This is a genomic window from Anseongella ginsenosidimutans (assembly GCF_008033235.1).
GTDB classification, from domain to species: Bacteria; Bacteroidota; Bacteroidia; order Sphingobacteriales; family Sphingobacteriaceae; genus Anseongella; species Anseongella ginsenosidimutans.
The window spans coordinates 2,178,893-2,204,494 of record NZ_CP042432.1; the positions used below are offsets into that span (position 1 = coordinate 2,178,893).

23 protein-coding genes and 2 tRNA genes are annotated in these 25,602 nt (G+C 51.2%); 11 read left to right on the forward strand and 14 right to left on the reverse strand.

Annotation, left to right across the window (positions count from 1 at the left end; genetic code table 11):
* The first annotated feature begins 127 nt into the window (after positions 1–127).
* The 3 genes from FRZ59_RS19040 (at position 128) to FRZ59_RS09070 (ending at position 2,839) form a co-directional block, all read left to right on the forward strand.
* A complete protein-coding gene (locus tag FRZ59_RS19040) occupies positions 128–307 on the forward strand; it encodes a hypothetical protein (protein ID WP_225975007.1) in 180 nt (59 codons plus the stop codon).
* On the forward strand, positions 241–1,230 hold the full coding sequence (locus tag FRZ59_RS09065; protein WP_225975008.1) for an alcohol dehydrogenase catalytic domain-containing protein: 990 nt from the start codon (positions 241–243) through the stop codon (positions 1,228–1,230). The genes FRZ59_RS19040 and FRZ59_RS09065 overlap by 67 nt, the downstream gene beginning before the upstream one ends.
* A 295-nt stretch (positions 1,231–1,525) precedes the next feature.
* Entirely contained in the window at positions 1,526–2,839 is a 1,314-nt protein-coding gene (locus tag FRZ59_RS09070) for a Gfo/Idh/MocA family protein (protein WP_132130342.1), read from the forward strand.
* A 200-nt stretch (positions 2,840–3,039) separates the two neighbouring features.
* On the opposite strand, the gene FRZ59_RS09075 is transcribed toward FRZ59_RS09070, so the two are convergent.
* The 9 genes from FRZ59_RS09075 to FRZ59_RS09115 all read right to left on the reverse strand — a co-directional run bounded on the left by FRZ59_RS09075 (position 3,040) and on the right by FRZ59_RS09115 (position 11,662).
* Entirely contained in the window at positions 3,040–5,862 is a 2,823-nt protein-coding gene (locus tag FRZ59_RS09075; protein WP_132130341.1) for an alpha-L-rhamnosidase, read from the reverse strand.
* Between the two features lie 5 nt (positions 5,863–5,867).
* On the reverse strand, positions 5,868–6,656 hold the full coding sequence (locus FRZ59_RS09080; RefSeq protein ID WP_132130340.1) for an L-fucose dehydrogenase: 789 nt from the start codon (positions 6,654–6,656) through the stop codon (positions 5,868–5,870).
* A gap of 47 nt (positions 6,657–6,703) precedes the next feature.
* Positions 6,704–7,147, reverse strand: coding sequence for a hypothetical protein (locus FRZ59_RS09085; protein ID WP_132130339.1), 444 nt, complete (start codon positions 7,145–7,147; stop codon positions 6,704–6,706).
* A gap of 22 nt (positions 7,148–7,169) precedes the next feature.
* Positions 7,170–7,535, reverse strand: coding sequence for a helix-turn-helix domain-containing protein (locus FRZ59_RS09090; RefSeq protein ID WP_132130338.1), 366 nt, complete (start codon positions 7,533–7,535; stop codon positions 7,170–7,172).
* A gap of 65 nt (positions 7,536–7,600) precedes the next feature.
* Positions 7,601–7,894, reverse strand: coding sequence for a type II toxin-antitoxin system HigB family toxin (locus FRZ59_RS09095; protein WP_132130337.1), 294 nt, complete (start codon positions 7,892–7,894; stop codon positions 7,601–7,603).
* A gap of 241 nt (positions 7,895–8,135) precedes the next feature.
* Positions 8,136–8,212 (reverse strand) — tRNA-Asn (locus tag FRZ59_RS09100).
* An 87-nt stretch (positions 8,213–8,299) separates the two neighbouring features.
* A complete protein-coding gene (locus tag FRZ59_RS09105; protein ID WP_132130336.1) occupies positions 8,300–8,731 on the reverse strand; it encodes a Fur family transcriptional regulator in 432 nt (143 codons plus the stop codon).
* A 105-nt stretch (positions 8,732–8,836) separates the two neighbouring features.
* Positions 8,837–9,484: a hypothetical protein gene (locus FRZ59_RS09110; protein WP_132130335.1), complete on the reverse strand. Its 648-nt coding sequence runs from the start codon at positions 9,482–9,484 to the stop codon at positions 8,837–8,839.
* Between the two features lie 18 nt (positions 9,485–9,502).
* Positions 9,503–11,662 carry a TonB-dependent receptor gene (locus FRZ59_RS09115; RefSeq protein ID WP_132130334.1) on the reverse strand — a complete coding sequence of 720 codons (2,160 nt, stop codon included), beginning with the start codon at positions 11,660–11,662 and terminating at the stop codon, positions 9,503–9,505.
* 177 nt (positions 11,663–11,839) lie between these two features.
* Here FRZ59_RS09115 and FRZ59_RS09120 point away from each other — a divergent pair, with 177 nt between their 5' ends.
* Positions 11,840–12,805: an acetyl-CoA carboxylase carboxyltransferase subunit alpha gene (locus tag FRZ59_RS09120; protein ID WP_132130333.1), complete on the forward strand. Its 966-nt coding sequence runs from the start codon at positions 11,840–11,842 to the stop codon at positions 12,803–12,805.
* Positions 12,806–13,015: 210 nt separating this feature from the next.
* On the opposite strand, the gene FRZ59_RS09125 is transcribed toward FRZ59_RS09120, so the two are convergent.
* Together FRZ59_RS09125 and FRZ59_RS19045 are read right to left on the reverse strand one after the other, a co-directional pair.
* Entirely contained in the window at positions 13,016–15,187 is a 2,172-nt protein-coding gene (locus FRZ59_RS09125; protein ID WP_225975009.1) for a DUF2723 domain-containing protein, read from the reverse strand.
* Entirely contained in the window at positions 15,181–15,969 is a 789-nt protein-coding gene (locus tag FRZ59_RS19045; RefSeq protein WP_225975010.1) for a glycosyltransferase family 117 protein, read from the reverse strand. The genes FRZ59_RS09125 and FRZ59_RS19045 overlap by 7 nt, the downstream gene beginning before the upstream one ends.
* A gap of 247 nt (positions 15,970–16,216) precedes the next feature.
* On the opposite strand from FRZ59_RS19045, the gene FRZ59_RS09130 reads away from it, so the two are divergent.
* From FRZ59_RS09130 to FRZ59_RS09155, 6 genes are all read left to right on the forward strand, one after another.
* A tRNA-Gln gene (locus tag FRZ59_RS09130) sits at positions 16,217–16,287 on the forward strand.
* Positions 16,288–16,355: 68 nt separating this feature from the next.
* Entirely contained in the window at positions 16,356–17,327 is a 972-nt protein-coding gene (locus FRZ59_RS09135) for a ribose-phosphate pyrophosphokinase (RefSeq protein ID WP_132130331.1), read from the forward strand.
* A 55-nt stretch (positions 17,328–17,382) separates the two neighbouring features.
* Positions 17,383–17,961, forward strand: a complete 579-nt coding sequence (locus FRZ59_RS09140) for a 50S ribosomal protein L25/general stress protein Ctc (protein WP_132130330.1) — start codon at positions 17,383–17,385, stop codon at positions 17,959–17,961.
* Between the two features lie 59 nt (positions 17,962–18,020).
* Positions 18,021–18,581, forward strand: coding sequence for an aminoacyl-tRNA hydrolase (pth, locus tag FRZ59_RS09145; RefSeq protein ID WP_132130329.1), 561 nt, complete (start codon positions 18,021–18,023; stop codon positions 18,579–18,581).
* Positions 18,582–18,656: 75 nt separating this feature from the next.
* Positions 18,657–19,586 carry an oxygen-dependent tRNA uridine(34) hydroxylase TrhO gene (gene trhO / locus FRZ59_RS09150; protein WP_132130328.1) on the forward strand — a complete coding sequence of 310 codons (930 nt, stop codon included), beginning with the start codon at positions 18,657–18,659 and terminating at the stop codon, positions 19,584–19,586.
* A 44-nt stretch (positions 19,587–19,630) separates the two neighbouring features.
* A complete protein-coding gene (locus tag FRZ59_RS09155) occupies positions 19,631–20,005 on the forward strand; it encodes a hypothetical protein (protein WP_132130327.1) in 375 nt (124 codons plus the stop codon).
* 45 nt (positions 20,006–20,050) lie between these two features.
* Here the strand turns inward: FRZ59_RS09155 and FRZ59_RS09160 are convergent, their stop codons facing one another.
* The 3 genes from FRZ59_RS09160 to FRZ59_RS09170 all read right to left on the reverse strand — a co-directional run bounded on the left by FRZ59_RS09160 (position 20,051) and on the right by FRZ59_RS09170 (position 24,459).
* A complete protein-coding gene (locus tag FRZ59_RS09160; RefSeq protein ID WP_132130326.1) occupies positions 20,051–20,773 on the reverse strand; it encodes a hypothetical protein in 723 nt (240 codons plus the stop codon).
* Positions 20,763–21,734, reverse strand: coding sequence for an NAD-dependent epimerase/dehydratase family protein (locus FRZ59_RS09165; RefSeq protein ID WP_132130325.1), 972 nt, complete (start codon positions 21,732–21,734; stop codon positions 20,763–20,765). The genes FRZ59_RS09160 and FRZ59_RS09165 overlap by 11 nt, the downstream gene beginning before the upstream one ends.
* A gap of 403 nt (positions 21,735–22,137) precedes the next feature.
* On the reverse strand, positions 22,138–24,459 hold the full coding sequence (locus FRZ59_RS09170; protein WP_132130324.1) for a lamin tail domain-containing protein: 2,322 nt from the start codon (positions 24,457–24,459) through the stop codon (positions 22,138–22,140).
* Positions 24,460–24,532: 73 nt separating this feature from the next.
* Here FRZ59_RS09170 and FRZ59_RS09175 point away from each other — a divergent pair, with 73 nt between their 5' ends.
* Positions 24,533–25,543, forward strand: coding sequence for an aspartate-semialdehyde dehydrogenase (locus FRZ59_RS09175; RefSeq protein ID WP_132130323.1), 1,011 nt, complete (start codon positions 24,533–24,535; stop codon positions 25,541–25,543).
* Positions 25,544–25,602 lie beyond the last annotated feature (59 nt).

Below are 25,602 nucleotides of genomic sequence, written 5' to 3' on the forward strand. Positions count from 1 at the left end.
TGTGCCTGGTGATTACTACTGCTGTCATGGCGGCACAACTATTGCGACCTTTTGGCTGGCAGCAAAATCCTGCCTGCCGGCAAATCCTGCCTGCGAACAGAATTTTTGAAATCAACCATACAAAAACATGAAAGCCATTGCATTAGTTCCAGGAACCACTACTGTTTCATTGAAAGACGTACCCGAACCTGCTATTGAACATACGGACGATATAAAGATTAAAATATCACAGGTGGGGATTTGCGGCACGGACCGGGAGCAGGCGGAAGGCGGGCGGGCGGACGCGCCTCCGGGCAGGGGGAACTGATCATTGGGCATGAGATGTTCGGGCAGGTGCTGGAAACCGGATCTACCGTGGAAGATGTTCGGAAAGGGGACTTTGGGGTATTTACCGTGCGCAGGGGCTGCGGAAAATGCGCGGCATGCGAAAAGGGACGCAGCGATATGTGCCTTACCGGCGACTATACCGAAAGGGGGATTAAAGGCGCCGATGGGTTTCAGGCCGAATTTGTGGTGGACAGGGAGGCGTACTTCGTGAAGGTACCCGGAAAGATTGCAGAGATCGGGGTGCTTACCGAGCCCATGTCCGTAGCGGCAAAGGCAATCGACGAAGCGTTGCGGGTTCAGCAGGCACGGTTGAATGCCTTTGAGGATACGGACAAATGGTTCCGCGGAAAAAAGGCCCTGATAGCCGGCATCGGCCCTATTGGTTTGATGGCGGCCTTCGCACTGCGTCTGCGGGGCGCGGAAGTTGTCGGGATGGACATTGTGGATGAAGATACCTTGCGTCCCGAGGTTTTACGCCAGATCGGCGGGAAATACATTGACGGGCGCATTACGGAAACGCGCGACCTGGATGAGGTGCTGGGACAGATCGATTTCGTCTTTGAGGCCGCCGGTATTGCAAAGCTTCAGATCCAGTTAATAGATACGCTTGGGATGAATGCCATTTATTTGGCTACTGGCATTCCCGCCGGTTCCCGGCCGCTGACGGTAAATGGGGCCGAATTAATGCAGCAGCTGGTGTTGAAGAACCAGGTGTTGATAGGTAGCGTGAACGCGGGCATTGAGCATTATAAAGCAGCGGTAGCGTACCTGGAAGCGTCGCTGGAAAAATGGCCGGACGCGATCCGGCAGGTAATTACCGAGCGAATTCCGGCTTCGGATTTTAAGCGTGCCCTGGAGCATCATTCAAAAGATGAGATCAAAGTAGTTGTCGAGTGGGCGTAGTGATCGCGACACGTCAGGTACCGGTACGGGAAGGCGGCCCCCTGAAGGCGGCTCCTTGAAGGCGGTCCTTGAAGGCGGTCCCTGAAGGCGGTCCCTGAAGGCGGCCCTGAAGGCGGTCCCTGAAGCGGTATTGCCAGGGGTCTTATCTGCCGCGGTTTTCAGGAAAAGAAGCCAATCAGTCCGAACTACTGCTCCTGGAAGAGAAGGCTTATCTGCCGCGGTTTCCAGGAAAAAAACCTATTTTTAAGGCGGAGGCGTTGTGAATTAACCTGGATTTGAATTAACCTGAACAGAAATGACCGTTGACCGGAGATCTTTTATAAAAATGACCTCGGCCATTGCTGCCGGAGGAATGATGGTTCCTGCATTCGCCCGCGGGGCCGGACACCTTATAGCGCCCAGCGACAGGCTGAATATGGCCCTGATCGGCTGCAGGAATATGGGATGGGCGGACCTGAGCGGTTTCCTTCAGCACAAGGAAGTGCGCTGCCTGGCGCTTTGCGACATTGATAAAAACGTACTTGCTTCACGGGCGAAAGAACTTAGTGAGCTGCAAGGCCAAAAACCTGACCTTTACGGGGATTATCGGGCCGTGCTGGACCGGAAAGATATTGACGCGGTGATCATCGGAACGCCGGATCACTGGCATTGCCTTCAGTTTGTGGATTCCTGCGAAGCGGGGAAAGATATTTATGTTGAAAAGCCCATTAGTAACAGCATTGCCGGGTGTGATGCGATGGTATCGGCTGCGGAAAAGTACAATACGGTTATTCAGGTGGGTCAGCAGCAGCGGAGCGGAAAGCACTGGCATGAGATGATCGGCTACCTCCGCTCGGGAAAGCTGGGCAACATTGGACGTGTTCACATATGGGCCAACTTCAATTATGCGGCAATAAAGTCGCCGGTTCCCGATTCCGGGATCCCCGAAGGCGTGGATTTCAATACCTGGTTAGGCCCCGCACCCGGGCGAACATTTAACAAGCAGCGCTTTCACGGCTCCTGGAGAATGTTCTGGGATTATGGCGGCGGGCTCATCACTGACTGGGGCGTCCATTTACTCGATATGGGTTTATGGGGAATGGATATTAAAGCCATGCCGCAGAAAATACTTTCCAGCGGCGGCAATTACCTGTACCCGGAAGGCGCCCATGAAACATTCGATACGCTGTCCGTCACCTACCAGTTTCCCGATTTTATGCTCGAATGGGAAAATAACGCGGGGGTGGAAACCGGCCCCTATGGGAGGAATTACGGCGTGTTGTTCCGCGGCACAAACGGAACCCTGGTTGCTGACAGGAATAACTGGGCGGTCTATCCTGAAAAGGAAAAGATCGCGGAGCTAACCGTTCAGGCAGATGGCAGGGATCATCAAAACCACATCCGCAATTTCCTGGATCACGTTAAGTCCCGCGACCGGAACACGGCTTGTACGATTGAAAATGGCAGTCTTTGCGCCCGTTACGCCCACTTCGGAAATATCGGCGCCCGGATCGGTGGGGCTGCCCTGACTTATGATCCTAAAAAGGGAAAATTTGATGTTTCAGCCGCCAATAAATACCTTCAGCCGGAATACCGGAGCCCCTGGAAATTCCCGGGACGCGGCCGGTAAGGTCGCAATAACGATACGGATATTACGATTCCGGACAGCGAGTCCGGACATGGCCGGGACGCGGCGGTAGGTTCGCAATAACGATACGGGTATTACGATCCCGGACGGTGAATCCGAAAGTTCCCCGGACGCGGCCGGTAGCGATCGCAAGGCGGCTGAAAGATTCCAGAAGGACGAAAGGTTCAGCAGAATGAATGCGTTCAGTAAGCAACGGTAAAATCATAAGAGCCCGGAAGAACGGTCAGTACCAGTTTTTTGCCGGCTGGCCGGACGTGTTGAAGCCATTTCTGTTCCTTTATTGGTTGTCCCCCTTCGCGTACCTGGTCCAAAGCCGCGGCAGGCAGGTGAATATCCGCCCGGGTATTGGGGGGAATTGCTGTTTTTAGTCTGAATTCCTCTTCGCTTTTTTTCCAATGCACCGTGATTTTCCCGGAAATAGCATGGTAGGAGGCTTGTGCTTCGTCAATTCCTTCCACTGGCTGCGGCGCAATCTTTATTTCCCGGTAGGCGGTGCTTCCTTCCCGCTGGCCGATGCCCGCCAGCCCGCTGTAAAGCCATTCCATCAGGTGCCCGAGCATCATATGATTATTGGACACGTATTTCAGGGCAGCCCAGGATTCGGTCAGCGCCGTGGCGCCCCTTGCTATCTGGAAACCGTAGCCGGGCACGTCATCCCGGTTATTCATTTCATACAATAATTGGGAAGCGCCCCCTTGCTCCAGTACGCGTACCAGGTAGCGGTAGCCCACGTCGCCCGCTGTCAGGGCTTTGCCGCTGGCTTTGACAGAATCCAGCAGGTTGCTGAATACGTTTTCCCGGCGGTTTTCAGGAACCAACCCCATGTATAAGGGCATGGCAAAAGAGGTCTGGCTGCCGGTGGCATATACCGCGGCGGCGGAATTAAAGAACTTCGCGTTGAAGGCGTGTTTTATCGCGGCGGCCAGTTCCCGGTAACGGCGGCTGTCATCTTTCTTTCCCAACAGCTCTGCGACCTGGCTGAGGATATGCGCATCATAATAGTAGATTGCTGTGGCTGTCAGCGGGATGGGGGTTAACTGCGAAGGCCCCGGTGGTTCCGGGCCAAGGTCAAACCAGTCCCCAAGTCCGTGCGAGAGGATATGGCCTTCCGCTTTGCTGCCAAGATAGGCAAGGTAGCGGCACATCATGTCATACGCCCTTACAAGCACCTCTTTATCGCCGTACCACTGATACAAGTACCAGGGGATGATCACCGAGGCGCTTCCCCATTCGGGCGAATCGCGGAACCCGCCTTCAAAGGGCACAAACTCCGGAGCTATGTCGGGAACCAGGCCGTTGGGCAGCTGTGCTTCGATCATGTCGTCCACTACTTTATTGTAGAGGTGCAGGATATCGTAGCGGTATTTGATGGAGCTGCCCATCAGGTGGGCCTGTTCAAGCCAGCCAAGTTTTTCGCGATGGGGGCAATCAGTAGTTACGCTGGCCAGATTGCTTCGGATTGACCAGTCGATCAATTCATGGATCTGATTGAAGAGCGGACTGGAGCAACTAAATGTGCCAACCGTGGGGGTGCTGTTGCGTGTATGAAGAAACTGTAGCGAATGCACCCGGGTTTTGCCTGCTGTTATGCTTTTGGAAGGAGCCGGTATTTCGGCTTGAGGCGAGCCGTCGACCGGAACAGCCGCAACAGCCGGAACGGCGCCTTCCACCAGGGCGAAACGAAAGCCATAATAAGTAAAGCGGGCTTGCCAGGTTTCAAGGTCGTTTCCCTTTAAAACATATTCGAAATAATAGGGGCCGCCCGAAGCGCGCTGCGTGGGTACTCCATTTTCATCCAGCAGCTCACCTGGCGTAATCCTGACCGTATCGCCTTTCTGTCCGCGAACTTGCAGCGAAATGATCCCGGAAGCATTTTGCCCGAAATCATAGACATACTTACCCGGAGCGGGTTTGGAAATGCGCAGGATTTCCAGCGTATCCATTACCTGTAAAGGATATTCTATCTGTGGCTTCATTTGGCCTCCCGGCCCCTGGCTGATCAATACCGGTTTCCAGCCGCTGTCATCAAACCCTTGCCGGTCCCAGCCGGCTTGTTCCAGGCGGGCATCATAACTTTCCCCACCGTAAATGCTTGAAAAGATCAATGGGGAAGGGGAGGTTTTCCAGCTCTCATCGGTAACGACCTCCCGCGAAGTCCCGTCGGTAAACCGCAGTACCAGTTTCAGCCTGAACATGGGATATCCCTGCGCAATGACCAGTTTCCGGTACCGCTCGCGGTTCACGTAAAAAAATCCTGTGCCCACCAGTCCTCCCAGCACATTTTCGCCCTGCTGCAGCTGGCTGGTAACGTCGTAGGAATTATAAAGGCAGCGGTCCCTGTAATCGGTCCAGCCGGGAGTCAGAAAATCATCCCCTACCTTTTCCCCGTTCAGGTGCAGCTCGTACTGGCCGAGGCCCGATACAAACACAAAAGCAGCCTTCAGCGGCTTTTCGATGGAAAATGATTTCCGGAAATAAGGAATGTCCGCGCTTTTTACCGCTTTTTTGCCCAGTTCATTGCCGCTGCCATGAACACCAGGAATTACTTTCAGGGAATCGGGCAGTAATTCCAGGGCGATCCAATCGGCGTTCTTCCAGTCTTTTTCGCCCGCTAATCCGGTAGTAAAGGAAGCAGTTTCGCTCCAGGCGGAAAATTTGCCCGCCCGGTCCCGGATACGCACTTTCCAGTAGTACCGCCTGGCGGGTTCCAGCGGCGGCCCCTCGTAAAGCACCCACAAGTTTTCATCAGAACGGACTTTGCCGGAATCCCAGATATCGGCTTCGCCTTTGCGAAGTTTTTCTTCCGAGCTGGCCACGAGCAGCTGGTAACCGCCCTGCATATAGCCCCGGCCGCTTGCCTGGATCCACCAGCTGAAATAGGGCTGATGGGTTTCCACGCCTACAGGATTGGTTTTATGATTGGTCCTGAGATTTACCGGCCTGGACGCCGCGTCTCCAAATGCCCAGGTAGAGATAAACAACAGGAAAAATAAGCATCCTTTCATGTTTGTCAGGCATTCGCAAGGGAACGGTCAAGGTGTACATATCCTCCGTCAACATGGATCAACTGGCCGGTGGTATGTCCGGAGCGTTCCGATAAGAGGAAGACGACCGCGTCCGCGATTTCAGAGGCCTTAGTCATGCGGTTTCCAAGGGGTATCCTGGCTTCGATCTCTGCAAGCTTTTTACCAGGGTCGGGCAAAGATTCTATCCATCGGGCATATAAAGGGGTCCAGCATTCAGCTACGACGACGGCGTTTACCCGGATTTCGTATTTAAGCAGTTCAACTGCCCATTCCCGTGTAAGCGCATTCCTGCCCCCGTTAGCGGCAGCATATGCAGAAGTGTTTCCCTGCCCGGTTTCGGCTGTCTTTGACGTAATATTTACAATGGCGCCCTTGGTTTTCTTCAAAGCTGGCAAGGCATAATGCGCCATCAGGTAATAATGCACCACGTTCTTATGGAGAGAAGCCATGAATTTTTCATAACTGCCTGCTTCCAGGCCAACGCCGTCATTCACGCCGGCGTTATTTACAAGGCCATGAATGGCCCCGAATTTCTCTAAAACTGCTGTTACTGCATTTGACGAGGCCTGGGGATCGGTTAGCTCTGCTACTACCTGGTGGCATTTCCCGCCGCCTGCTTCTATTTCTGCTACCGCTTTGCGGTTATCCTGCTCGTTTCTTCCTACGATAACCGGTATAGCGCCTTCTGCAGCAAGTGAATCTGCAATTCCCTTGCCGATGCCTTTTGCACCCCCGGTCACAATAATGATCTTGTCAGTAAGTTGGAGATCCATGATATATCAGTTTGGTTCAACAGGCAGAAAGATAGCCATTAATACCGTCAGTCGCCGCGATTTTCAGCGAACCGGCGATAGTTTTCTTCGCTGGCGAAATACATCACTTTATCGTTATTGCCCGTTAAAACAATATAAGCAGTTGCCTTATCAACCGGTTTGGAGGTAAACGGGTCAATAGCTGTTCGCATGGAAGCATTCTTCGTAAGAAGTTCCTGACATTTCTCACAGCATCCGAAATAAGCTCTTCCTTCGAAGAGAACCAGCCTTTGTCTCATTTCCCGATACTCATCGGTCATCATGCACACAAACTCCGTGGGAACATAATCGCCTGGCTGATAGGTAAGGCGGATGTGTGCCAGCGCTTCCTGGTCCTGAACCACCTGTGGCTGCTCCCGGCTTGCCGCTGTTTTTTCGGGTGCATTATTACAAGCGGTAAGAAGCGCCCCGCTAACTGCCGCGATGCAAAATGCATAAAGTATCCGTCGCATAGTATCTTCTAAAATGGCTTCCTTATGCATGTTCAAGAATGAATTTTGCGTCTATGTTAAGTTCTGAATGAACACTTTTTAGAAATTTAAGATCAGGTTTTTGTTTGCCTTTCATGATCAGGGAAAGTTTGGATTCGCTAATTTTGAGTCGTTTCGCCAGTTCTTTTTGCTTTAAGCGCATTTCGAACATACGCATTTCGATCATGCCGGTTAAGGTAGTCGGAGCCTCCAGGGTATACTTATGCTGCTCGTATTCCTGTGCAGCAAGGGCAAGTTTGCGGATTTCCGTTAACTGATCTTTGGAAACGTGATCACTTCCGAGAGCCATCAGGCCATCAATTTTCGCCATTATCTTCTCGTAGTCACTTTCACTGGTTATTTTTTTCATCGTTTTATGCTAAAAAGTATAAATCTCCTGCGGACGTTTTTAAACGGCGATGAATGAACATCAAATTAGATTGTTGAACAGTCAATAACATCGTAAGCCCTGTGAGTGCCTATAAACCGAACGTAAATAGTCCTGACATCAAAAAAGATCATCGCTACCAGCCGGTACTTATTCCCTCGAATGTTAAACACGAAACGGTCATTCCCAATAGCATCAACAGAATTAAACATTTCTTTTAACTCATGGAAACTTGCCCAATCGGCTTTCAATGTCAGGCGATACCAATTATTTAAGGCATCTTTTGCATTCGCATGTTCTTCAAAGAACTCCCGGATTTTTCCATAACTGATAACAACCATGACAAAGGTAGTAATTTAGAATTTCTAAAGAAAATTTTAATTTGATAGATATTCCGGCGTTAATTCACGCCAACAGATGTAACTGTAAAGCTAACAGAAGTACCGGGATAAGCAATAAGGAAAGTCTATGTTCATTAAACCGAAAAGGTTTAAGAGCTGTAGAATAGGGACCATGTCTTCCCGCCCAAATCGTGTATAAACCAAAAAAGCACCTACGATCAATCTCGTAAGTGCTTTTCCGTGGCTCCTGCGGTTGGGCTCGAACCAACGACCCTCTGATTAACAGTCAGATGCTCTAACCAGCTGAGCTACGCAGGAATTTTTTGCCGGAAGGACCGGTTTTATGCCCCTTTTGCAAGGGACTGCAAATATCGCTCGAAAAAATGAATGATGCAAGAGTGGTTTTTATTTTTTATTGCAGTTGCGGCAGGTGCCGGAAATTACCATGTTGATCATTTCGGGTTTAAAGCCGGCCGGCATGGTGAAGCCCGGGATATGAATGTCATTAAGGCAGTATAGTTTATTGCAGGCCGTGCAATTGAAGTGGATGTGTTCGTCGTGGTGTTCGTGTTCTGTGCAGGCGGAAGAGCAGGGGGCATAGTTGGCGGTGCCGTTCAGGTCAATAATGCGGTGAATGATCCCTTTTTCTTCGAATGTTTTGAGGATGCGGTAAAGCGTTACCCGGTTAATGTGCTGCCCAAGCAGCGATTCAAGCGTTGGCTGGCTGGTTGCCTCTTTCTTTGAAAAAAGGACGTTCAGCACATCCAGCCGCTGGCCGGTTTTTTTCAAATGGTGCTTTTCAAGTAATTCCCGAAATTTTTTTCCGTCCCTGTCCATGCTGCCGCAAAATTACAAAGAATTACAGGCTTTAAAAAGCCGGCGAATTTTAAAAAAAGGGCCCGCCGCCCGAAGGCGGCGAACCCCGTGTTATGAAAGCTAATATCAATGCTCTCCATGATCATCGTCATCGTGCCCGCCCTGGACAGGATGCAATTCGAAGGAGCCTTCAAAATCATGATGGCCCACATCGGCAATTTTTCCGGCGTAACCGGCATCGTTCCAGGCAATCTCCGGTTTGCTGCCTGCAGAATGAAAGTGGACCAGGGCTAGTTTAAAGTCAAATCCTACCTCCGTAGCTGCAAGTACGGTGAGATAGCCTTCAAAGCCCACGCCCTTTTCCCCGCTGTCTTTGTCAATGTAAGCGTAATCAAGCACATTGTCCGGTGCGCCGGTAAAGAAGAACTGGTGAAGGGCGGGATCGAAATCATCGTTTATAGTTTTCCCGTCATCAAGGATGCTAATGGTCTGCAGGAAGGTTTTGCCTGCGGTAAGGTGGAGATGGTCCGAACCGTCGATGACAACGGCCCCGTTCTCATACCGGAATTTTATCTCGGCCGTTTCCGGGTTCTCTATGTCATGGTGATGATCTCCATGTATTTCCACCTCGGTAAATGTAACGGTGACACCGTCATATTCTTCCAGCGGAGGTTCGGGGACGGGATCGTCCTTTTCGCAGGAACTGAAGAATAACGCCGGTGCGAGAATGGCAGCCAGCAGGATGCGGGAACGTTTGTGCATTGTTTTTTTCATTTTTAATTAATTAACCTGTTAAAATTTATAAGCCAGTCGGAGTGTGATGTTCCGGCCCTTGTCGTGCGCGTAGTACCGGAAACGATTCATATATTCCCTGTAAAGGATATTTGTTATGTTGTTTAAAGAGAGATGGACGCTGAGTGTGCCTGCGCCGGCAGACCAGTTCGTTCCTGCGTTTAAATTCCACATATGATAAGCGGGGGGCGGAGGAGCAAAGTCGCTTTCCGGCTCGTACCGCGTTTGGCTGGCAACGTATTCATGCTGCAGTTGCAGATAAGGGTCTTTGAATGGCTTTCCGTCCGCCGGGTTCCATTGGAGGCTCCCTGTTACACGGTCGGAAGGTATCCAGGGAAGATACCGGTCATGGCTAACATCTTTTGCGCGGACCAGCGATCCTTTTACTTCCAGGCGAAAGGCCGTGCTTAGCAGGTAGCTTCCGCTAATGTCCGTTCCGGCGAACCGCGCATGCGTTTGTTCATAGTTAAATGTGGGGAAGGCGCCCTGCATAGTGGTGACATATTCCAGGGAAGGGTTCAGGTAGATATAATTTTCAAACCAGTGAACATAGGCGCTGATCCCGGTTTCCCAGCGATCTCCCTGATGGCTTAGCGAAGTGATCCATTTATAGCTTTTTTCACTTTGCAGGCGGCTGTCACCGAGTTCATAGGAAGCGGTGCCGTGATGGAGCCCATTGCTGTAAAGTTCATTGACCGTGGGCGGACGCCAGCCCATTCCCAGGTTAGTTCGGAACTGCCAGTTCCCGAAGCGCCGTCGGCCGCCTGCTGATGCGGAAATGTGATGGAATTTCCGGGTTCCCCCGTAGAAATCCTGGTTGCGGTCATATCCCAGGGCGTCCAGGTAATTATAGTCGTAGCGAATACCCGCCTCCAGCTCATAGTCTTGTTCCAGGAATTGCTGGATGAAATAGAGGCCGCCCTTATAGCTGTCAAAATTTGGGATCAGGGGAATGGCAAAGGTGCCGCGCCGGGTATTGTTTACCTGCATGACCCCGGACAGGCCCAGGGTGCTTTTCCAATGCTGCCCGCTGTATTTTTCCAGGAAGGCATCCAGGGATTGTGTGTTAAGGGCCAGGTCCATGGAGGGAAGGCTGTTCCTGCCCCCTCTCCGTATATCATATTCTTCCCGGTGATTGACCTGCAATCCATATTCAAGGCTAAGCTTCAGCAGGCTTGAAAATCGAAGCTGCGCCTTTAATTTCAGGAGGTTATGAGAGACTTCCTGCCGGGGTACGTCTATTTCGTAGGAAAATTTGCCCGTTGTACCCGGCCTTCCTCTTGCAATACGTGCCTGCAGGTCAGTGAGATTGCCGATGTGAGCGCCCCGGAAAATACCAAGCTCAGTTTTAAAATGGCTGAAATAGAGTTCAGCGGTCATTTTCCTCCGGGAATACCCGGCCGCAGCGGAGAACGCCATTTCTTTTACCCCGGTATTTTCCAGGTAATAATCGGCTGTGCTGATATTTCCCGCCCGCCTGGCCGTTCCCTGTACCCGCCATCCCACTCCCTTCAGGCCCGGAATTCCGCCCCCAAGCATTCCGGACAGCGCACCCGCCCCTCCGTTCCCGGAAGCAGCCAGGTTCAGCGATCCATGCAGGCCCGCTGCCTGGGGCAGCGGAGCCGGTTCTATACTTATAACCCCGCCCAGCGCACCCGGGCCGAAGCGGATTGTTTCCGTTCCCTTTACTACACTGATCCGGTTGGCGATAAAGGGATCAATCCCGGGCGCATGTTCTGCGCCCCATTGCTGTCCTTCCTGCCTGATGCCGTTATTCAGGATCAGTATACGGTTACTGTGCATTCCGTGGATCACCGGCTTTGCAATGCTGGCGCCTGTCTGAAGCATGGTTACCCCGGGAATGCTTCGTATAACTTCGGCCAGCGTGCCTCCTTTTGCTTTTTCCAGTTTTTCGCCGGAAATAATACTCCGGGGGCTGAACGAGCCGGCTGCCGGCTTTATCGCGGTAACCGTAATGACCCGGAGTAACTGGCTTGTATCGCTGGCCACCGGGGATAAGCTGTCGGATGGCCATCCGGCCGTAGTTTCCTTTACCGCGGGGCTGTCGCCGGCCTGGTCCTGGCTGTAAAGCTCCCGGGCGAAAAAGCCGCAGGAGGCACAGAAAATTGTCAAAAGCAGGAACCCGGATTTTAATTGCATCAGTGTTGCTTTTTATTAATTGCAGCAAAGTTGCATTTAATAATTCTGTTCTGCAAATTTTATTGATTTTCCGCGGGCGGTCCATAGGGAGACGCCGGAGACTCGCCGTCGTGGCGGCTCTCCACAGGTTTTTGACTGCATGTGAATTATTAAGCGAACAATTTTTACCTTTACCGCATGAAAGCATCATTTGATTTTGAGCAGCCGCTGGTTGACCTGGAAGAACAGTTGGAGAAGCTGAAGCAGGTTGCTGACAAAAGTAAAGTGAACGTATCGGCAACCATCAGGGAGCTGGAGGAGAAACTGGTACAGACCCGGCAGGAGATATACGCAAATCTTACCGGCTGGCAGAAAGTACAGTTATCCCGGCACCCGGGAAGGCCTTACACACTGGATTATATTTCCATGCTTTGTGATGATTTCATTGAATTACATGGCGACCGCACGGTAAAGGATGATAAAGCCATCGTGGGCGGATTGGGAAGTCTGGACGGTCAAACGGTGATGTTCATCGGCCACCAGAAAGGAAAGAACACGAAAGAACGTCAGTACCGGAATTTCGGAATGGCCAATCCTGAAGGTTACCGGAAGGCTCTTCGACTGATGAAGCTGGCCGAAAAATTCAATAAGCCTGTCGTAACCTTTATTGATACCCCCGGCGCCTATCCCGGTCTGGAAGCCGAGGAAAGGGGACAGGGAGAAGCAATTGCCCGTAACCTGCTGGAGATGTCGGTCCTGAAAGTGCCGGTTATCTGTTTTATTGTAGGTGAAGGAGCGTCGGGAGGCGCCCTTGGCATTGGGATCGGGGATAAAGTTTACATGCTGGAATATACCTGGTATTCGGTGATCTCTCCCGAATCCTGTTCTTCCATTCTCTGGAGAACCTGGGATTATAAGGAAAAGGCGGCGGAAGTGCTGAAGTTAACCGCAGAAGATATGCTAGCCAATAAACTGATCGATGGTGTAATTCCCGAACCTGTGGGCGGGGCTCATCATGATCCGCAGGCAATGGCCGGCACTATCAAAGCGAAGATCCTTTCAGACCTGAAGGCATTGACCAAAAAACCTGTTAACAAACTGATCCAGGAGCGAATTGACAAATTCGGAGACATGGGCGTGGTGAACGAGCCGGCCGGCGAATAAGCCGGCGGAAGGCCCATTATCGCTTCACGGCCCATTATTTGATTTTCACCGCTCCGCTTATCCACCCGCCGTCTTTATTCCGTTTTTACAGTCCCATTATCGCTTCACGGCCCATTATTTGGTTTTCACCGCTCCACTTATTCCACCCACCGGTCTTTATTCCGCATTCACCGGCCTTATTATTCAACCGCTGTCCTACCCGGAGCTTTCCTATTCAACCGGTTCCTGCATGCCGAATATCGACGCGTAAGAAGCCAGCTTTTCCTTTAGTTCCGCCGCTAATTCCGTACGCTGGTAACGTTGTACCGTTTCAGATGACTGGAATAGCAGGGTGATCGAATTCTGCAGGTCCATCCGGAAACTTATCTGCCTTCTTCCCGCATCGAGGGAAGCAAAATAATCAAGCTGATCTTCCAGGTATCCGGTAATGTCAGTCATCATTTTATCGCCCTTTTCAGGCTGCTCGCATTTATAATAAAGCTCCGCCATAAGCATATCCCGCTGCACGTAACCCATATCTGAATAAATATCGGGCAGAACCTCATCCATCCGGTCGATAACTTTTACGCAGGAATCAATTTTGCCCTGTTTGTAGAGCGTATCGGCCAGTTGGTTGAAAGTGAGCCTGAAATAGCCAAGCATTCTCCGGGTTTCCGGGTCAATGTAAATATCCCCAGATTCCAGGCCGCCCCAGGTGAATTTATTCATCAGGTTATCGTAAAGTATACTGTCGTTAACGCTTCCCTGGAGGTAAGGATCTGTATTATTATAGACTACCGGGGTGATGCGCAGCGCCAGCCCGTCGTTACGCAGATAGGGATCCAGGCCCAGCATGTTGCGGCCGGGAATGGTCGAAGCAAAATAGACCGGCCGTTCCCAAAGGCTATTGGCAATGATATCCAGCTGAAGAAGATCATTCTTATAGAATGCACTGCGGTTAAGAGCCCATCTTACCGCGTCAACAATACTGTCCGCGGGGGTAGCCGCTCCGGATTCAATGGCCGTTTCCCGGTCCACAGGTATCTGGAAGCGGTTGGTAGGCACATAATTGGAGTATTCCTGGTTCGAAAGCTGAACCTGCGCCTCGCGTGAATCGCTTCCCACAAAACTGATCACCTGGTCCAGGTTGGTATAACCTTCGATATTCCGGTCAAAGAAAGGCACGGCATCCCTGACCCCAGCGACAAACTTATCGTTTTCCCAGCTGATAGGCACGGGTGGGGATTCATTCATCTTATCCTTCATCTGCCGGCCGTACCAGTCGGTGCCTAGAAGGCTTAAATTGATCACGCGGACGTCGGGCCGTATGTATTCCACTTCCTGTGCATACCAGAGCGGGTAGGTATCGTTATCGCCATAAGTGAAAATGATGCCGTTCGGCGCCACGGAGTTCAGGTAGTTGGCGGCGATATCCCGTACCACGTATCTTCCGGAACGATCATGATCATCCCATTCCTGGCTGGCCATCAGAACCGGAACGGCCAGCAGGCAAATAAGCGTAGAGAGTATCGCGGAGACCTTCAGGTTGATCTTTTTAGCCAGAAACTGGCTTATACCCATGACTCCCAGGCCAATCCAAATACAAAATGCATAAAAAGAACCGGCGTAAGCATAATCCCGTTCCCTGGGCTGTATAGGAGTTTGGTTCAGGTAAAGTACGACGGCCAGCCCGGTAAAGAAGAACAGCAGGAACACAACCAAGGTGTCCTTTCTGTCCGCTTTATACTGGTAAAGCAATCCCACGATTCCCAGGAGTAGGGGCAGCAGGTAGAGCTTGTTATGGGCTGCGTTTTCCGAAATGCTGTCAGGAAGCTCGTCCATATTGCCAAGGCGGGCTTCGTCTAAAAACCGGATGCCGCTCATCCAGTTCCCGTCAATCTGGCCCTGGATAATTCCCTGTTCATCATTCACTCTTCCGGCAAAATTCCACATGAAATACCGCAGGTACATATAATTGATCTGGTACTCCACGAAAAAGCGCATATTATCCCCAAAATCCGCGGTTGCGCCTTCCGGAATATTCAGCCACGTCCTGTACAGGGATACATGGTTGTCCTGTGAACTGTAGATCCTGGGGAATAAGGTCTTTGTGCCGCCATAAGTGTATTCGGGTTTATAGCCCGCCACTTCGTACTTCTCTTTTCCCTTGCGATAGATCTTGTCGCCATCTTCACTCGCGGTGATCTCGGAATCAAAGTACTGGCCGTAAATGAGGGGGCGGTCCCCGTATTGTTCGCGGTTGAGATAACTCAGCAGGTTAATGGCGTTATCGGGGTCGCTGTTGTTCAGATGCGGATCCGCTTTTGCCCTGATGACGATCATCGCATAGGAGCTGTATCCAATTATTATATAGGTAAGGCATAGCAAGGCGGTATTCAGCAAGGGTTTCCTTTTGCTGATAGAATAGCGGAAAGCCCAGACGAGCCCCCTGCCAGCAACAGGATAAAGAAGATCATGCCCGAATCAAAAGGCAGCCCGAAGACGTTGACAAAAAGCAGGTCGAATTTGGCGGCAAGGGAAACCAGACCGGGAATAATGCCGTACTGAACGAACAGAAGAATGATACAGCTTACTACGAAGGCCCAGAACGCGCCGCTCCGCGTGTATTTATAACGTTTGAAGTAATAGACAAGTGAAATGGCCGGAATAGCCAGCAGGTTCAGCAGGTGGACACCAATGGACAGCCCCATTACATAGGCGATCAGGACGAGCCAGCGGTCTGCGCCGGGCTGGTCGGCATGGTTTTCCCATTTGAAGATGGCCCAGAAAACGATGGCGGTACAAAGAGAAGAAAGCGCGTACACCTCCGATTCAACGGCGGAAAACCAGAACGTATCGGAAAAGGTATAGGCAAGCGCACCTACCAGCCCGCTGCCAAGGATCAGGTAAATATTCCCTTCGCTGAGCGCGGCTTGTTGTTTCAATACCAGCTTTTTTGCCAGGGCGGTAATGGTCCAGAACAGGAACAGGATCGTGAAGCCGCTGGACAGCACAGAACCAAAATTAGAATAGTAGGCAATTTTATCCAGGTTATCCCCTGCCAACAGGGTAAATACCTTGTAAAGCATGGTGAAGAGGGGAGCGCCGGGCTGGTGCGCCACCTGCATCCTGTAAATGCAGGAAATGAACTCCCCGCAATCCCAGTAACTGGCAGAGGGTTCCATGGTTAGAAAATAAGTAGTGCTAGCTACTGCAAAACAAAACCAGCCTAAGATATTATTCAGCCTTTGGTAATTGGGCATTTTTGCTGCGTTGGTTAATGAGCCCCGAAAATAGTAAATATTTAGTTGCTTTATTAAACCGATTCCCTAATTTTATTTTCAGCGATGTGAATACGTTTGCGCAAATGCTGTAGTATTTCTATATTTGCGCTCCCAAACCCAGGGGGTTGGAAATGTTCTTTAATTAGGATGCCCGATAGTATAAAGGTAGTACGACAGATTTTGGTTCTGTTTGTCCAGGTTCGAATCCTGGTCGGGCAACGTAAAATGTTCCCATTGCGAGATACCAGGATTCAGCAGGTGTTTCGCATTTTTTTTAAAGGATAGAAATGCCGTTACAATTTAACCCGGTTAAAGTTTTCTCCGGCTCAGCCTCCACAGCGCTGGCTTCCAAGATCGCCCGCTCAATTGGCAGGGACGCGGGAGAGGTGACCATCAACCGTTTCAGTGATGGAGAATTCCAGCCTTCTTATAATGAATCTGTAAGAGGTTGCGACTTGTTCATTGTGCAATCCACGTACGCGCCATCTGACAATCTCATGGAGCTGTTGCTCCTGATCGATGCGGCGAGGCGTGCTTCGGCGCATTATGTTACGGCGGTGATCCCTTACTTCGGGCTGGCCCGCCAGGACCGCAAGGATAAGCCCAGGGTTCCCATAGGATCCAAGTTAGTGGCTAACCTGCTGGCCGCTGCCGGCGCCAACCGGGTAATGACGATGGATTTGCACGCCGCTCAGATACAAGGTTTCTTTGATATCCCGGTGGACCATCTGGATGCTTCGGTGATCTTTGTTCCTTATTTGCGGAGCCTGGGCCTGAAACACCTCACCATTGCCTCGCCTGACATTGGCGGAGCCCTGCGGGCAAGGTTTTTTGCCAAGGCAATGAATGTGGAAGTAGTGATCTGCGATAAGCAGCGGAAGAGGGCCAATGAAATTGAGTCCATGAGCGTGATCGGGGATGTGAAAGGGCATGATATCGTCCTGGTTGACGATATTATTGATACTGCGGGAACACTTACGAAAGCGGCTCAGCTGCTTGTTGACAAAGGCGCCAGGAGTGTAAGGGCAGTTTGTACGCACCCGGTGTTGTCCGGAAATGCGTATGAACGGATTGAAGATTCGGTGCTGGAGGAATTGATTGTGTGCGATACGATCCCTTTGCGGCAGAACAGTAAGAAGATCCGGGTACTTTCCGTGGCTGAACTCTTTGCGAAGGCCATTTCGAGCGTGAACGAGCATGGTTCCATTAGCGAACTGTTCCGGATCAGTGACGAGTATCAATCGAAGATCAATATCTGATATCAGTATCGGGTTTAATCGAGTATAAGTAAATAATCAGTAATTTTTATAAACAATGAAATCAATAGCTATTAGCGGTTCTGCTCGTCAGAACGTAGGGAAACGTGACGCTAAGCAGTTGCGGTACGAAGGCAAAGTGCCTTGCGTATTGTACGGTGGTGAAGAACAATACCACTTTGCGGCGTCCGCTGCTGATTTACGGGATCTGATCTATACCCCGGAGGCCATGTTTGTGGACCTGGACATCGAGGGAAAGCAGTTTCGTGCCAGCATGAAGGATATACAGTTCCATCCGGTAAGCGACCAGGTGCTGCACGTGGACTTTCTTCAATTATTTGAGGATAAGCCGGTGAAAATGGAAATTCCGGTGAAGGTGACAGGTGTTTCTCCCGGCGTTCGTTCGGGCGGTAAACTGACTCAGAATTTCAGGAAGCTGAAAGTGAAAGGCTTACCGAAAGACATGGTGGATAACATCGAAGTTGATATCAGCTCTCTTGAAGTGGGAGACGCCATCAGGGTGCAGGATATTAAAGCGGGAAACCTGGAATTGCTTAATTCCATGGAAAATACCATTGTAAAAGTGGATCAGTCCCGCGCTACCCGTTCTGCGGCTCAGGCTGGCGAAGCGGAATAAATTTTATTAAGTACAGCGAAAGGCAGCCGGGTTCCGGCTGCCTTTTGTATTTTTACCTCATGAAGTATCTAATAGCCGGATTGGGTAATATTGGACCTGAATATGCCGATACGCGGCATAATATCGGTTTTATGGTATTGGATGAACTGGCGCGGCTGCATGGAGCTGCCTTTGGCCCGGATCGTCATGCATGGTACACCGAAGTCCGGGTAAAAGGCCGCGTGCTGCACCTTATAAAGCCCACTACCTATATGAACCTGAGCGGCAAGGCCGTAAAATACTGGCTTCAGACGCTGAATATTCCCATGGAGAATATGCTGGTGGTACTGGACGATGTCGCCTTGCCTTTCGGGGCCGTCCGGCTGCGGCCCAAAGGAGGAGATGCCGGGCACAATGGTTTGAAACACATCAACTTAATGCTTGGGAGTACGGGATACCCCCGCCTTCGATTCGGTATAGGCGATAATTACTTTAAAGGACAGCAGGTGAATTATGTCCTAAGCGGTTTCGATGATGACGAATTAATGGAGCTTCCCGCCCTGGTAAAGCGTTCGGTGGACATGATCCTGAGTTATGCCACTATCGGGATCGAACTTACAATGACGCAATTTAACAAATAAGCTTTTCCGGGTCGCGCAGGTTTCGTAACTTTGCGCATTCATTTTACGCTGTTTGCACCAGTATCAATGAAATCCATGAAAAAATACAGAACACTTCTTTATTATTGTTATACGCCTATTGAGGATGCGGAACAATTCGCCGGCAGCCATCTTGACTTTTGCCGGTCCCTTGGTTTAAAGGGACGTATAATTGTGGCGCCAGAGGGCCTGAACGGCACGGTTTCCGGCACGGAGGACGCTTGTGAAACCTATATGACCACCCTTCACGCGATCCCGCAATTCTCCGGGATCGATTTTAAAGTAGACGAGGTAGACGCGCCTTCATTTGTAAAACTCCATGTCCGCTATAAGCCCGAAATTGTTCATTCCGGCCTGCGCGATCCCGAAGTGATCAATCCCATGGAGAAAACAGGCATCCACCTGGATCCGGCTGATTTCCAGCAAATGAAAGACCGCGATGACGTGGTAGTGCTGGATGTACGCTCCAATTATGAACACCAGCTCGGCCATTTCAGGAATGCCCTCACCCTGGACATTGAGAATTTCCGGGATTTTCCCCGGAAGATCAATGAGCTGGCGCACCTGAAAGACAAGAAAGTGATCACCTATTGTACAGGTGGTATAAAGTGCGAAAAAGCTTCGGCCTTGCTGTTGCATGAGGGCTTCCGCGAAGTCTACCAGCTTAAAGGAGGAATCATCAAGTACGGAAAAGAGACGGACGGCCGCGACTTCGAGGGAAAATGCTATGTGTTCGACAACCGCATTGCCGTTGACATAAACCGGCATAATCCTTCGGTGATCTCTGTTTGCCATAATTGCGGAAAAGCGTCAGCCCGCATGATCAACTGTGCCAACCCGGAGTGCAACGAACATTTCTCCCAGTGTGAAGAATGCGGCTGGGCCATGGACGGCTGCTGTTCTGATAGCTGTATGCAGCATTCCCGCAAGCGCCCCTATGATGGCACCGGCTATTACGTCAAACAGACGGACCCATCCATGCTTTAGTTCTGGCAAGGTTTTTCCACTACTTTGGAAAAAACTCAAGCATCATGGATATATCTGGTAACAAAAAAAGGCCGAATAATCCTGCTACCATCCAGTCAGACGCAGCGGGCAGTCCCGAAAAACCTATTTATCAGGGCGAAGACGACGCTCATCATTTTGTTCCTGCCGATGAAGACAGGGATACCCTCCCTTTTTCTAAAAATAAGCAAGAGCAGGAACCCGCCGAAAAGGCCGGATCAGGAGAAAAAGAGGATCCCGCGATGAAGCCGGATGGTGGAAACGGACCGGAACGGGCGGACAAAGGAGAACAGGGAGATCGGGAAAACCGGGAAGGTGAGGCTGGCCGGGAAGGCCAGGACGAAGACAAGCCTAAAGACGACGTGCATTCAGCGCCCGAAAGCGGCGACAAACTACCCTGATGATTGCAGCGCCTGATTGCAGCATCGCTTGCCATTTAAGGTAATTTATTCCCCGGAATCCTTCTTCTTTACGGGCGTGACACCCGGCCTGAACCTTGGTTTGTAAGCCGGTTTGGGAGCCGGTTGCTGCTCCTCTGCTGATTTCCCGGATGTGCTTTCGGCGTTTTCCTGCGCGGGGGGCGTACCGTCCTGTGATTGGGGCTCGCTGCTCGCAGTCCTGCTTTCCGGAACGGAAGATTGGCTTTCAGGGGAGGATGGAACCTCAGAGGAAGAAGGAACCTCAGAGGAAGAAGGAACCTTAGCTGTATCAGCCGGTTTTTCGGGATTTGCTGAGGTTGGAAACGAAGCTTTATCGCCGGTTTGGCCTGATTCGGTGGGAGCGCCGCTCGGGGCTGCCGGGGTTTTTCCGGCTTTAAAGCGGGGTTTAAATCCAGGCTTGGGCATGACAGGAGGCGTTGTGCCGGCTGCTGTAGCTGGTGCAGGGTTCCCGCCGGCTGCGGAATCGGGACTTGCACCGCCTGCCGGCTGGGTGTTTGCGCCAACCGCCGCGGAGGATGCTGGTGAGGCAGCGGGAGGGCGGGCTGCGGGAATTTCTTTTAGCGGGTAGCTTTTCCGGAGCTTATTGAACCAGTACTTCTTGGTATGGTCGAAGCTTTTTTCGCCCATTGCTCCGAAATGCTTTCTAAATTCTTCAAGAAGTGCAGCCCTTTCCTTTCCGAGCGCTTGCAGGTCTATTTTTTTCTTTTGAAAGAATTCCTCAAAGGTCATGTACAAAAGTACGGTTTCGGCTTATATTTTCCAGCATGGCGCTAGTTAAGCCGGGAAGGTCATAACCCGGCTCCCAGTTCCAGTCGCTGCGTGCGAAACTGTCATCAATGCTTTCGGGCCAGGAATCGGCAATTTTTTGCCTGGGGTCGTTTTCCAGATAGCTTATCCGGAATCCGGGAATATGTTTGCGGATGGCGGCCGCGAGTTCTCCGGGTGTAAAATTAATACCGGCGATATTATAAGAGGAACGAATGCTGATCTTTTCCTTTTCCGCCTGCATCAGCTCTACAGTTGCCCGTATGGCATCAGGCATACTCATCATAGGCAACCTTGTGTTTTCCGTAAGAAAGCAGTCGTACGCCTGGTTCTTTAAGGCTTCATGAAAAATATGAACGGCATAATCGGTGGTTCCTCCGCCGGGTTCCGATTGCCAGCCGATAAGCCCCGGAAAACGAAGGCTTCGTACATCCAGGCCGTGGTGAAGGGCATAATATTCACACCAGCGCTCACCTGCAAGCTTGCTGATCCCGTATATGCTGTCCGGATTCATTATGCAATGCTGCGGCGTGTTTTCCTTAGGTGACAAGGGGCCGAAAACCGCAATTGAACTGGGCCAGAACACTTTTTCAACTTCAAATTCGAGCGACAGGCGAAGCATATGCAACAAGCCATCCATGTTCAGTTCCCAGGCTTTCTGCGGCTTCTTTTCGCCCACGGCTGAGAGCAGTGCAGCCAAATGATACACCTCACGAGGACGATAGGTATCCAAAAGACGCCGGAGGTTCTCCTGGTCAAGGACATTGAGGTATTCGAAGGGGCCGGAATCTCCCGAAGAAGTAGGATGCTGATCTATATCCGTAGCAATTACATTGGAGTTGCCGTGTATTTTACGCAAAGCGCTAACCAGTTCCGTACCCACCTGTCCGTTAGCGCCCGTCACAATAATTTTGTCCCTTGTCATATGGTCTTTTTCGATTGGTAATTTCTTTACCAAATATACAAATTCTCCGCTTTGACAGAATAAAATTTTGTAACGTTTTTAAATTATCGCTGTATTCGAAATAAAATTTTTAGTCGTGATGTGAAGCAAATTTATTGCCTGCTTTTTCGGTATAAATTAAACTTTTATTTTACCGTGGTTTGCGCAGGTGTATTTGTATTTCGGCCGGCACAAAAAAGTTGATCGCCAGCTGCTTTTCCCGGCCCCACCGGCCGTTATTTCCGACCAGCCGCTTTTCCTGGCCCTGCCGGCCGCTTATTTCGGCTTGTCGTTTATTCCCGGTCGCGCCGGCCGCTTATTTCCGACCAGCTGTTTTTCCCGGCCTCCGTCGGCTGTTTATTCGCTGTCGCTATTCCCGTTGTCGCTATTCCCGGCGTGCCAGCACACAGAATTTTTTAAATCGTTCCACCTGGCCGTTCTCTGAAAAGACTTCCATAATGACCAGATAAGGACCGCTTTTGAGAGGAGTTCCCGAATCCCCGCTGCCGTCCCAGGCCAATGTGCCTTCCGTGCCTAAAAGCAGGTTACCGGCAAGGTGCCTTATCAAAAATCCATTTGCATTGAATATTCTGATACTGGCCACGCTGTTAGGCCGGGGGAAGCGATAACTGACCAGCAGCCGGTCATTCCGGCCGTCGTTATCGGGCGTAAAGAGCGAGTTGGAAAGTTTTACTGCAGAAAGACTGCCTGCCTGGATAAACTGGGAATTGCGGTAGCCCGGGGTAGCATAGCCTGCGGTAGCTGCCGCGGAGCGAAAGATGCCTGGTCTTGCGGCGGGAGGATCGAAATGGACTTTTTCAAGGGAAATGCCTTCGGGTTCCCGGAGCAGTTGAAAATGCATGTTTTCCCGGTAGTCAAAGCGGTCGATGGGGCGGCCCCGGCTTATCAGGACACAGCTGCCGTTTTCATTATTATAGGCAGGAAAGCGGTCCATCGAAAGAAAGGTTTCCGGGGCTTTCGTGAAATGCTGGGCTTTTACCCTTTCGGGGTACTTGCTCAATAAGCAATATTGGCCCGGGTAAATTAAGCGGGTTCCGGCCGTAACGGGGATTACTTTGTTGAGCGAATCATTCCGGGGATGTGAAGCAAGGCCAAAATCCTTCAGGTCCAGGATCTTGTCAGAACGATTATAGATTTCCACGAAATCCGCGCCTCCCGGCCGGGGGTTAAACAGGATCTCGTTAATTATCACGTCCCCGGGTTCAGCCAGCTGCGGAAGCAGGAATTCTTTTTCGCTGATTTCGAGCTGGTTGCCATAGCAGTCATGCAGCCCTGTCATTGTCAGCCGGTAAAGGCTGCCCCGCCGGAGCGTTTCCTCCAGGAATAGTACAACACCCTGCCTGTCTTCTGTGAATTGGATGGCTTTTACCACCGCGCCGTTATTCAGAATGTAATTGCCGGCCGCAAGAGCGGAAACCGGTTCCGGAAATGTGTTGAAATTCACTTCCAGTGTCAGGCTGTCCTGTATGATCATATCCAGGAAAGCAAAATGACCACTGGAAATGGAGTCGCTGAGTGAACTGGCTGCCCCGGGTGTTCCCCCGGCGGGGGAAACAGAGGCGGCCCAGTTTGCTTCCTGGAAGCAAGGGAGCGAAAAGGCGATGCGTTCCAGCGAAAAACCGCCTTCTGCTTTTAGTGGATCGCGGTACCACTGATCGGAATAACTAAGCGTATCAATGAGCTTGCCCTGCGGCGCTGATAGTTGCAGGCGGTCCCCGGTATTATTTAAGGAGGGGAAGGGAGACAGGCCCGCCGCACGGCCGTATGGCGAAAACGCATCGAGGTTTTCTTCATCACAGATGATCAGGTATTCGCCGGGAGCAATACTATCCCTTCCAAAACCGGCCTCGGCATGCTTGTCCCGCCAGGTCCAGCCGGCCAGGTGAATGACCGTGTCGGACGCATTATACAGTTCGAAAAATTCCGCCTCCGGGAGATCTTCTGCCTGCGGGCTGGGATCCGCAAATACCTCTGTTATCAGAAGGCTGCCCCATTCAACCAGCGGCGGCGGAATGACCGCGCCGGGCCCCGGATCAGTAATAAGCAAGTCATCAAAGAAAAAGCGTCCAGAGCGGGTGGGCGTATAGGCGGCGAGCAGGCCGAAGTGCCCTGCCGGTTCATGGCTGGGGTCGCGGACGGTTCCATAGGAAATAAAATTCTTGCCTCCCGCAGGGTCGGCGCTTATTTCCCAGTTTCCCCGGCTGTCCCGGCGAATGCTGAACCGGCAATTTAATGTATCCGGTGATGGCCTTTTTACTGCCGGGCCTTTGAAGATGCGGGTAACCGACAAGCTGTCCTGCCGGTAGAGGTCAAATCCATCTTCCGTTCCGCTTTCACCCACCTGCAGGTAATAGCCGTTAAGCGGGCCTTTCAGCCCCGGCCTATCGGAAAAAAGATAGATTTTAAAGCGGTTAGCTGCCGAGGGATCAAAATTCATTTGTAAAAGAAATTCCCATTTCGCACTTTTGCTGTTTGGGAGTGGTGTGGACAGGTAAACTTCCTGGCTTACAGCGGCATCTTTAGTGTTCAGCTGTAAATGTTCGTTTACCCGCCAGGCAATTGTATCGCCGTTCCAGGAAGGCGAGGAAGTAAAATTTCCGTCCGTAAAGGAGTCGTTCAGTAACTGGGCAGCGATATTGCCGCATAAGCTGAAAAAGGTGAAAAGGGTCAGATAAAACGTTTTCATCGCAGATGTGTTTCAAATCAGTAGATGTTTCAGTAGGTGAGTTAAAAATAACTAAATCTCAAATTATAAACAAATGAAAGTAGCAGTAGTTGGGGCTACCGGCCTGGTAGGATCCCAAATGTTAAAAGTACTCGCGGAACGTGATTTCCCCGTAGATGAACTTATCCCGGTAGCTTCTGAAAGGAGCGTTGGTAAAGAAGTTGAATTTAAGGGAAAGAAGTACAAGGTGGTAAGCGCCGCGGATGCCATTGCCATGAAACCTGCTGTTGCTTTGTTTTCCGCCGGGGGAGGCACATCTCTCGCACTTGCGCCGGCGTTTGCTGAAGCAGGTATTACCGTGATCGATAATTCCTCGGCCTGGCGGATGGACCCGGACAAGAAGCTGATCGTACCCGAAATAAACGGCGACGTACTTACCGAAGAAGATAAGATCATTGCCAATCCTAATTGCTCCACCATCCAGATGGTGCTTGCCCTTGACCCCCTGCATAAAAAATACGGGGCTAAAAGGGTGGTTGTTTCCACCTACCAGTCCGTTACCGGTACCGGCGTTAAGGCCGTAAACCAGTTAATGGACGAGCGCGAAGGGCGCGAAGGCGAAAAAGCCTACCCGTATCCCATTGACATGAACGTCATTCCCCAGATCGATACCTTCCTGGATAACGGATATACCAAGGAAGAAATGAAAATGGTTAACGAGACGAAAAAGATCCTGGGAGACGATTCCATCCGGGTTACCGCTACCACGGTCCGTATCCCGGTTATGGGCGGCCATTCCGAGTCGGTAAATATTGAATTTGAGGAAGAATTCGACCTTGCCGAAGTGCGGGCGCTGCTGGCGGCCACTCCAGGCATTATTGTAAAGGATAATCCTTCAAAAGGAGAATATCCGATGCCGCTGCTGGATGCCCATAACAGGGATGAAGTATTTGTAGGGCGGATTCGCAGGGATGAGAGCCAGCCCAGAACCCTTAATTTATGGGTAGTAGCGGACAATCTTCGCAAGGGCGCCGCAACTAACGCGGTACAGATTGCGGAATACCTTCTTAAAAAGGGCATGCTTGCCCGGCCGGTGACTGCCTGAGGGCGGCGCGACAGCATTCAGGCGGCCTGCCTTCTGCCAGCGGCAAGGGCAGGCCGCCT

Coding starts and splice junctions, on each gene's coding strand:
- FRZ59_RS19040 (WP_225975007.1), top strand. CDS start 128: ATGAAAGCCATTGCATTAGTTCCAGGAACCACTACTGTTTCATTGAAA.
- FRZ59_RS09070 (WP_132130342.1), top strand. CDS start 1,526: ATGACCGTTGACCGGAGATCTTTTATAAAAATGACCTCGGCCATTGCT.
- FRZ59_RS09075 (WP_132130341.1), bottom strand. CDS start 5,862: ATGAAAGGATGCTTATTTTTCCTGTTGTTTATCTCTACCTGGGCATTT.
- FRZ59_RS09080 (WP_132130340.1), bottom strand. CDS start 6,656: ATGGATCTCCAACTTACTGACAAGATCATTATTGTGACCGGGGGTGCA.
- FRZ59_RS09085 (WP_132130339.1), bottom strand. CDS start 7,147: ATGCGACGGATACTTTATGCATTTTGCATCGCGGCAGTTAGCGGGGCG.
- FRZ59_RS09090 (WP_132130338.1), bottom strand. CDS start 7,535: ATGAAAAAAATAACCAGTGAAAGTGACTACGAGAAGATAATGGCGAAA.
- FRZ59_RS09095 (WP_132130337.1), bottom strand. CDS start 7,894: ATGGTTGTTATCAGTTATGGAAAAATCCGGGAGTTCTTTGAAGAACAT.
- FRZ59_RS09105 (WP_132130336.1), bottom strand. CDS start 8,731: ATGGACAGGGACGGAAAAAAATTTCGGGAATTACTTGAAAAGCACCAT.
- FRZ59_RS09110 (WP_132130335.1), bottom strand. CDS start 9,484: ATGAAAAAAACAATGCACAAACGTTCCCGCATCCTGCTGGCTGCCATT.
- FRZ59_RS09115 (WP_132130334.1), bottom strand. CDS start 11,662: ATGCAATTAAAATCCGGGTTCCTGCTTTTGACAATTTTCTGTGCCTCC.
- FRZ59_RS09120 (WP_132130333.1), top strand. CDS start 11,840: ATGAAAGCATCATTTGATTTTGAGCAGCCGCTGGTTGACCTGGAAGAA.
- FRZ59_RS19045 (WP_225975010.1), bottom strand. CDS start 15,969: ATGGAACCCTCTGCCAGTTACTGGGATTGCGGGGAGTTCATTTCCTGC.
- FRZ59_RS09135 (WP_132130331.1), top strand. CDS start 16,356: ATGCCGTTACAATTTAACCCGGTTAAAGTTTTCTCCGGCTCAGCCTCC.
- FRZ59_RS09140 (WP_132130330.1), top strand. CDS start 17,383: ATGAAATCAATAGCTATTAGCGGTTCTGCTCGTCAGAACGTAGGGAAA.
- pth (WP_132130329.1), top strand. CDS start 18,021: ATGAAGTATCTAATAGCCGGATTGGGTAATATTGGACCTGAATATGCC.
- trhO (WP_132130328.1), top strand. CDS start 18,657: ATGAAAAAATACAGAACACTTCTTTATTATTGTTATACGCCTATTGAG.
- FRZ59_RS09155 (WP_132130327.1), top strand. CDS start 19,631: ATGGATATATCTGGTAACAAAAAAAGGCCGAATAATCCTGCTACCATC.
- FRZ59_RS09160 (WP_132130326.1), bottom strand. CDS start 20,773: ATGACCTTTGAGGAATTCTTTCAAAAGAAAAAAATAGACCTGCAAGCG.
- FRZ59_RS09165 (WP_132130325.1), bottom strand. CDS start 21,734: ATGACAAGGGACAAAATTATTGTGACGGGCGCTAACGGACAGGTGGGT.
- FRZ59_RS09170 (WP_132130324.1), bottom strand. CDS start 24,459: ATGAAAACGTTTTATCTGACCCTTTTCACCTTTTTCAGCTTATGCGGC.
- FRZ59_RS09175 (WP_132130323.1), top strand. CDS start 24,533: ATGAAAGTAGCAGTAGTTGGGGCTACCGGCCTGGTAGGATCCCAAATG.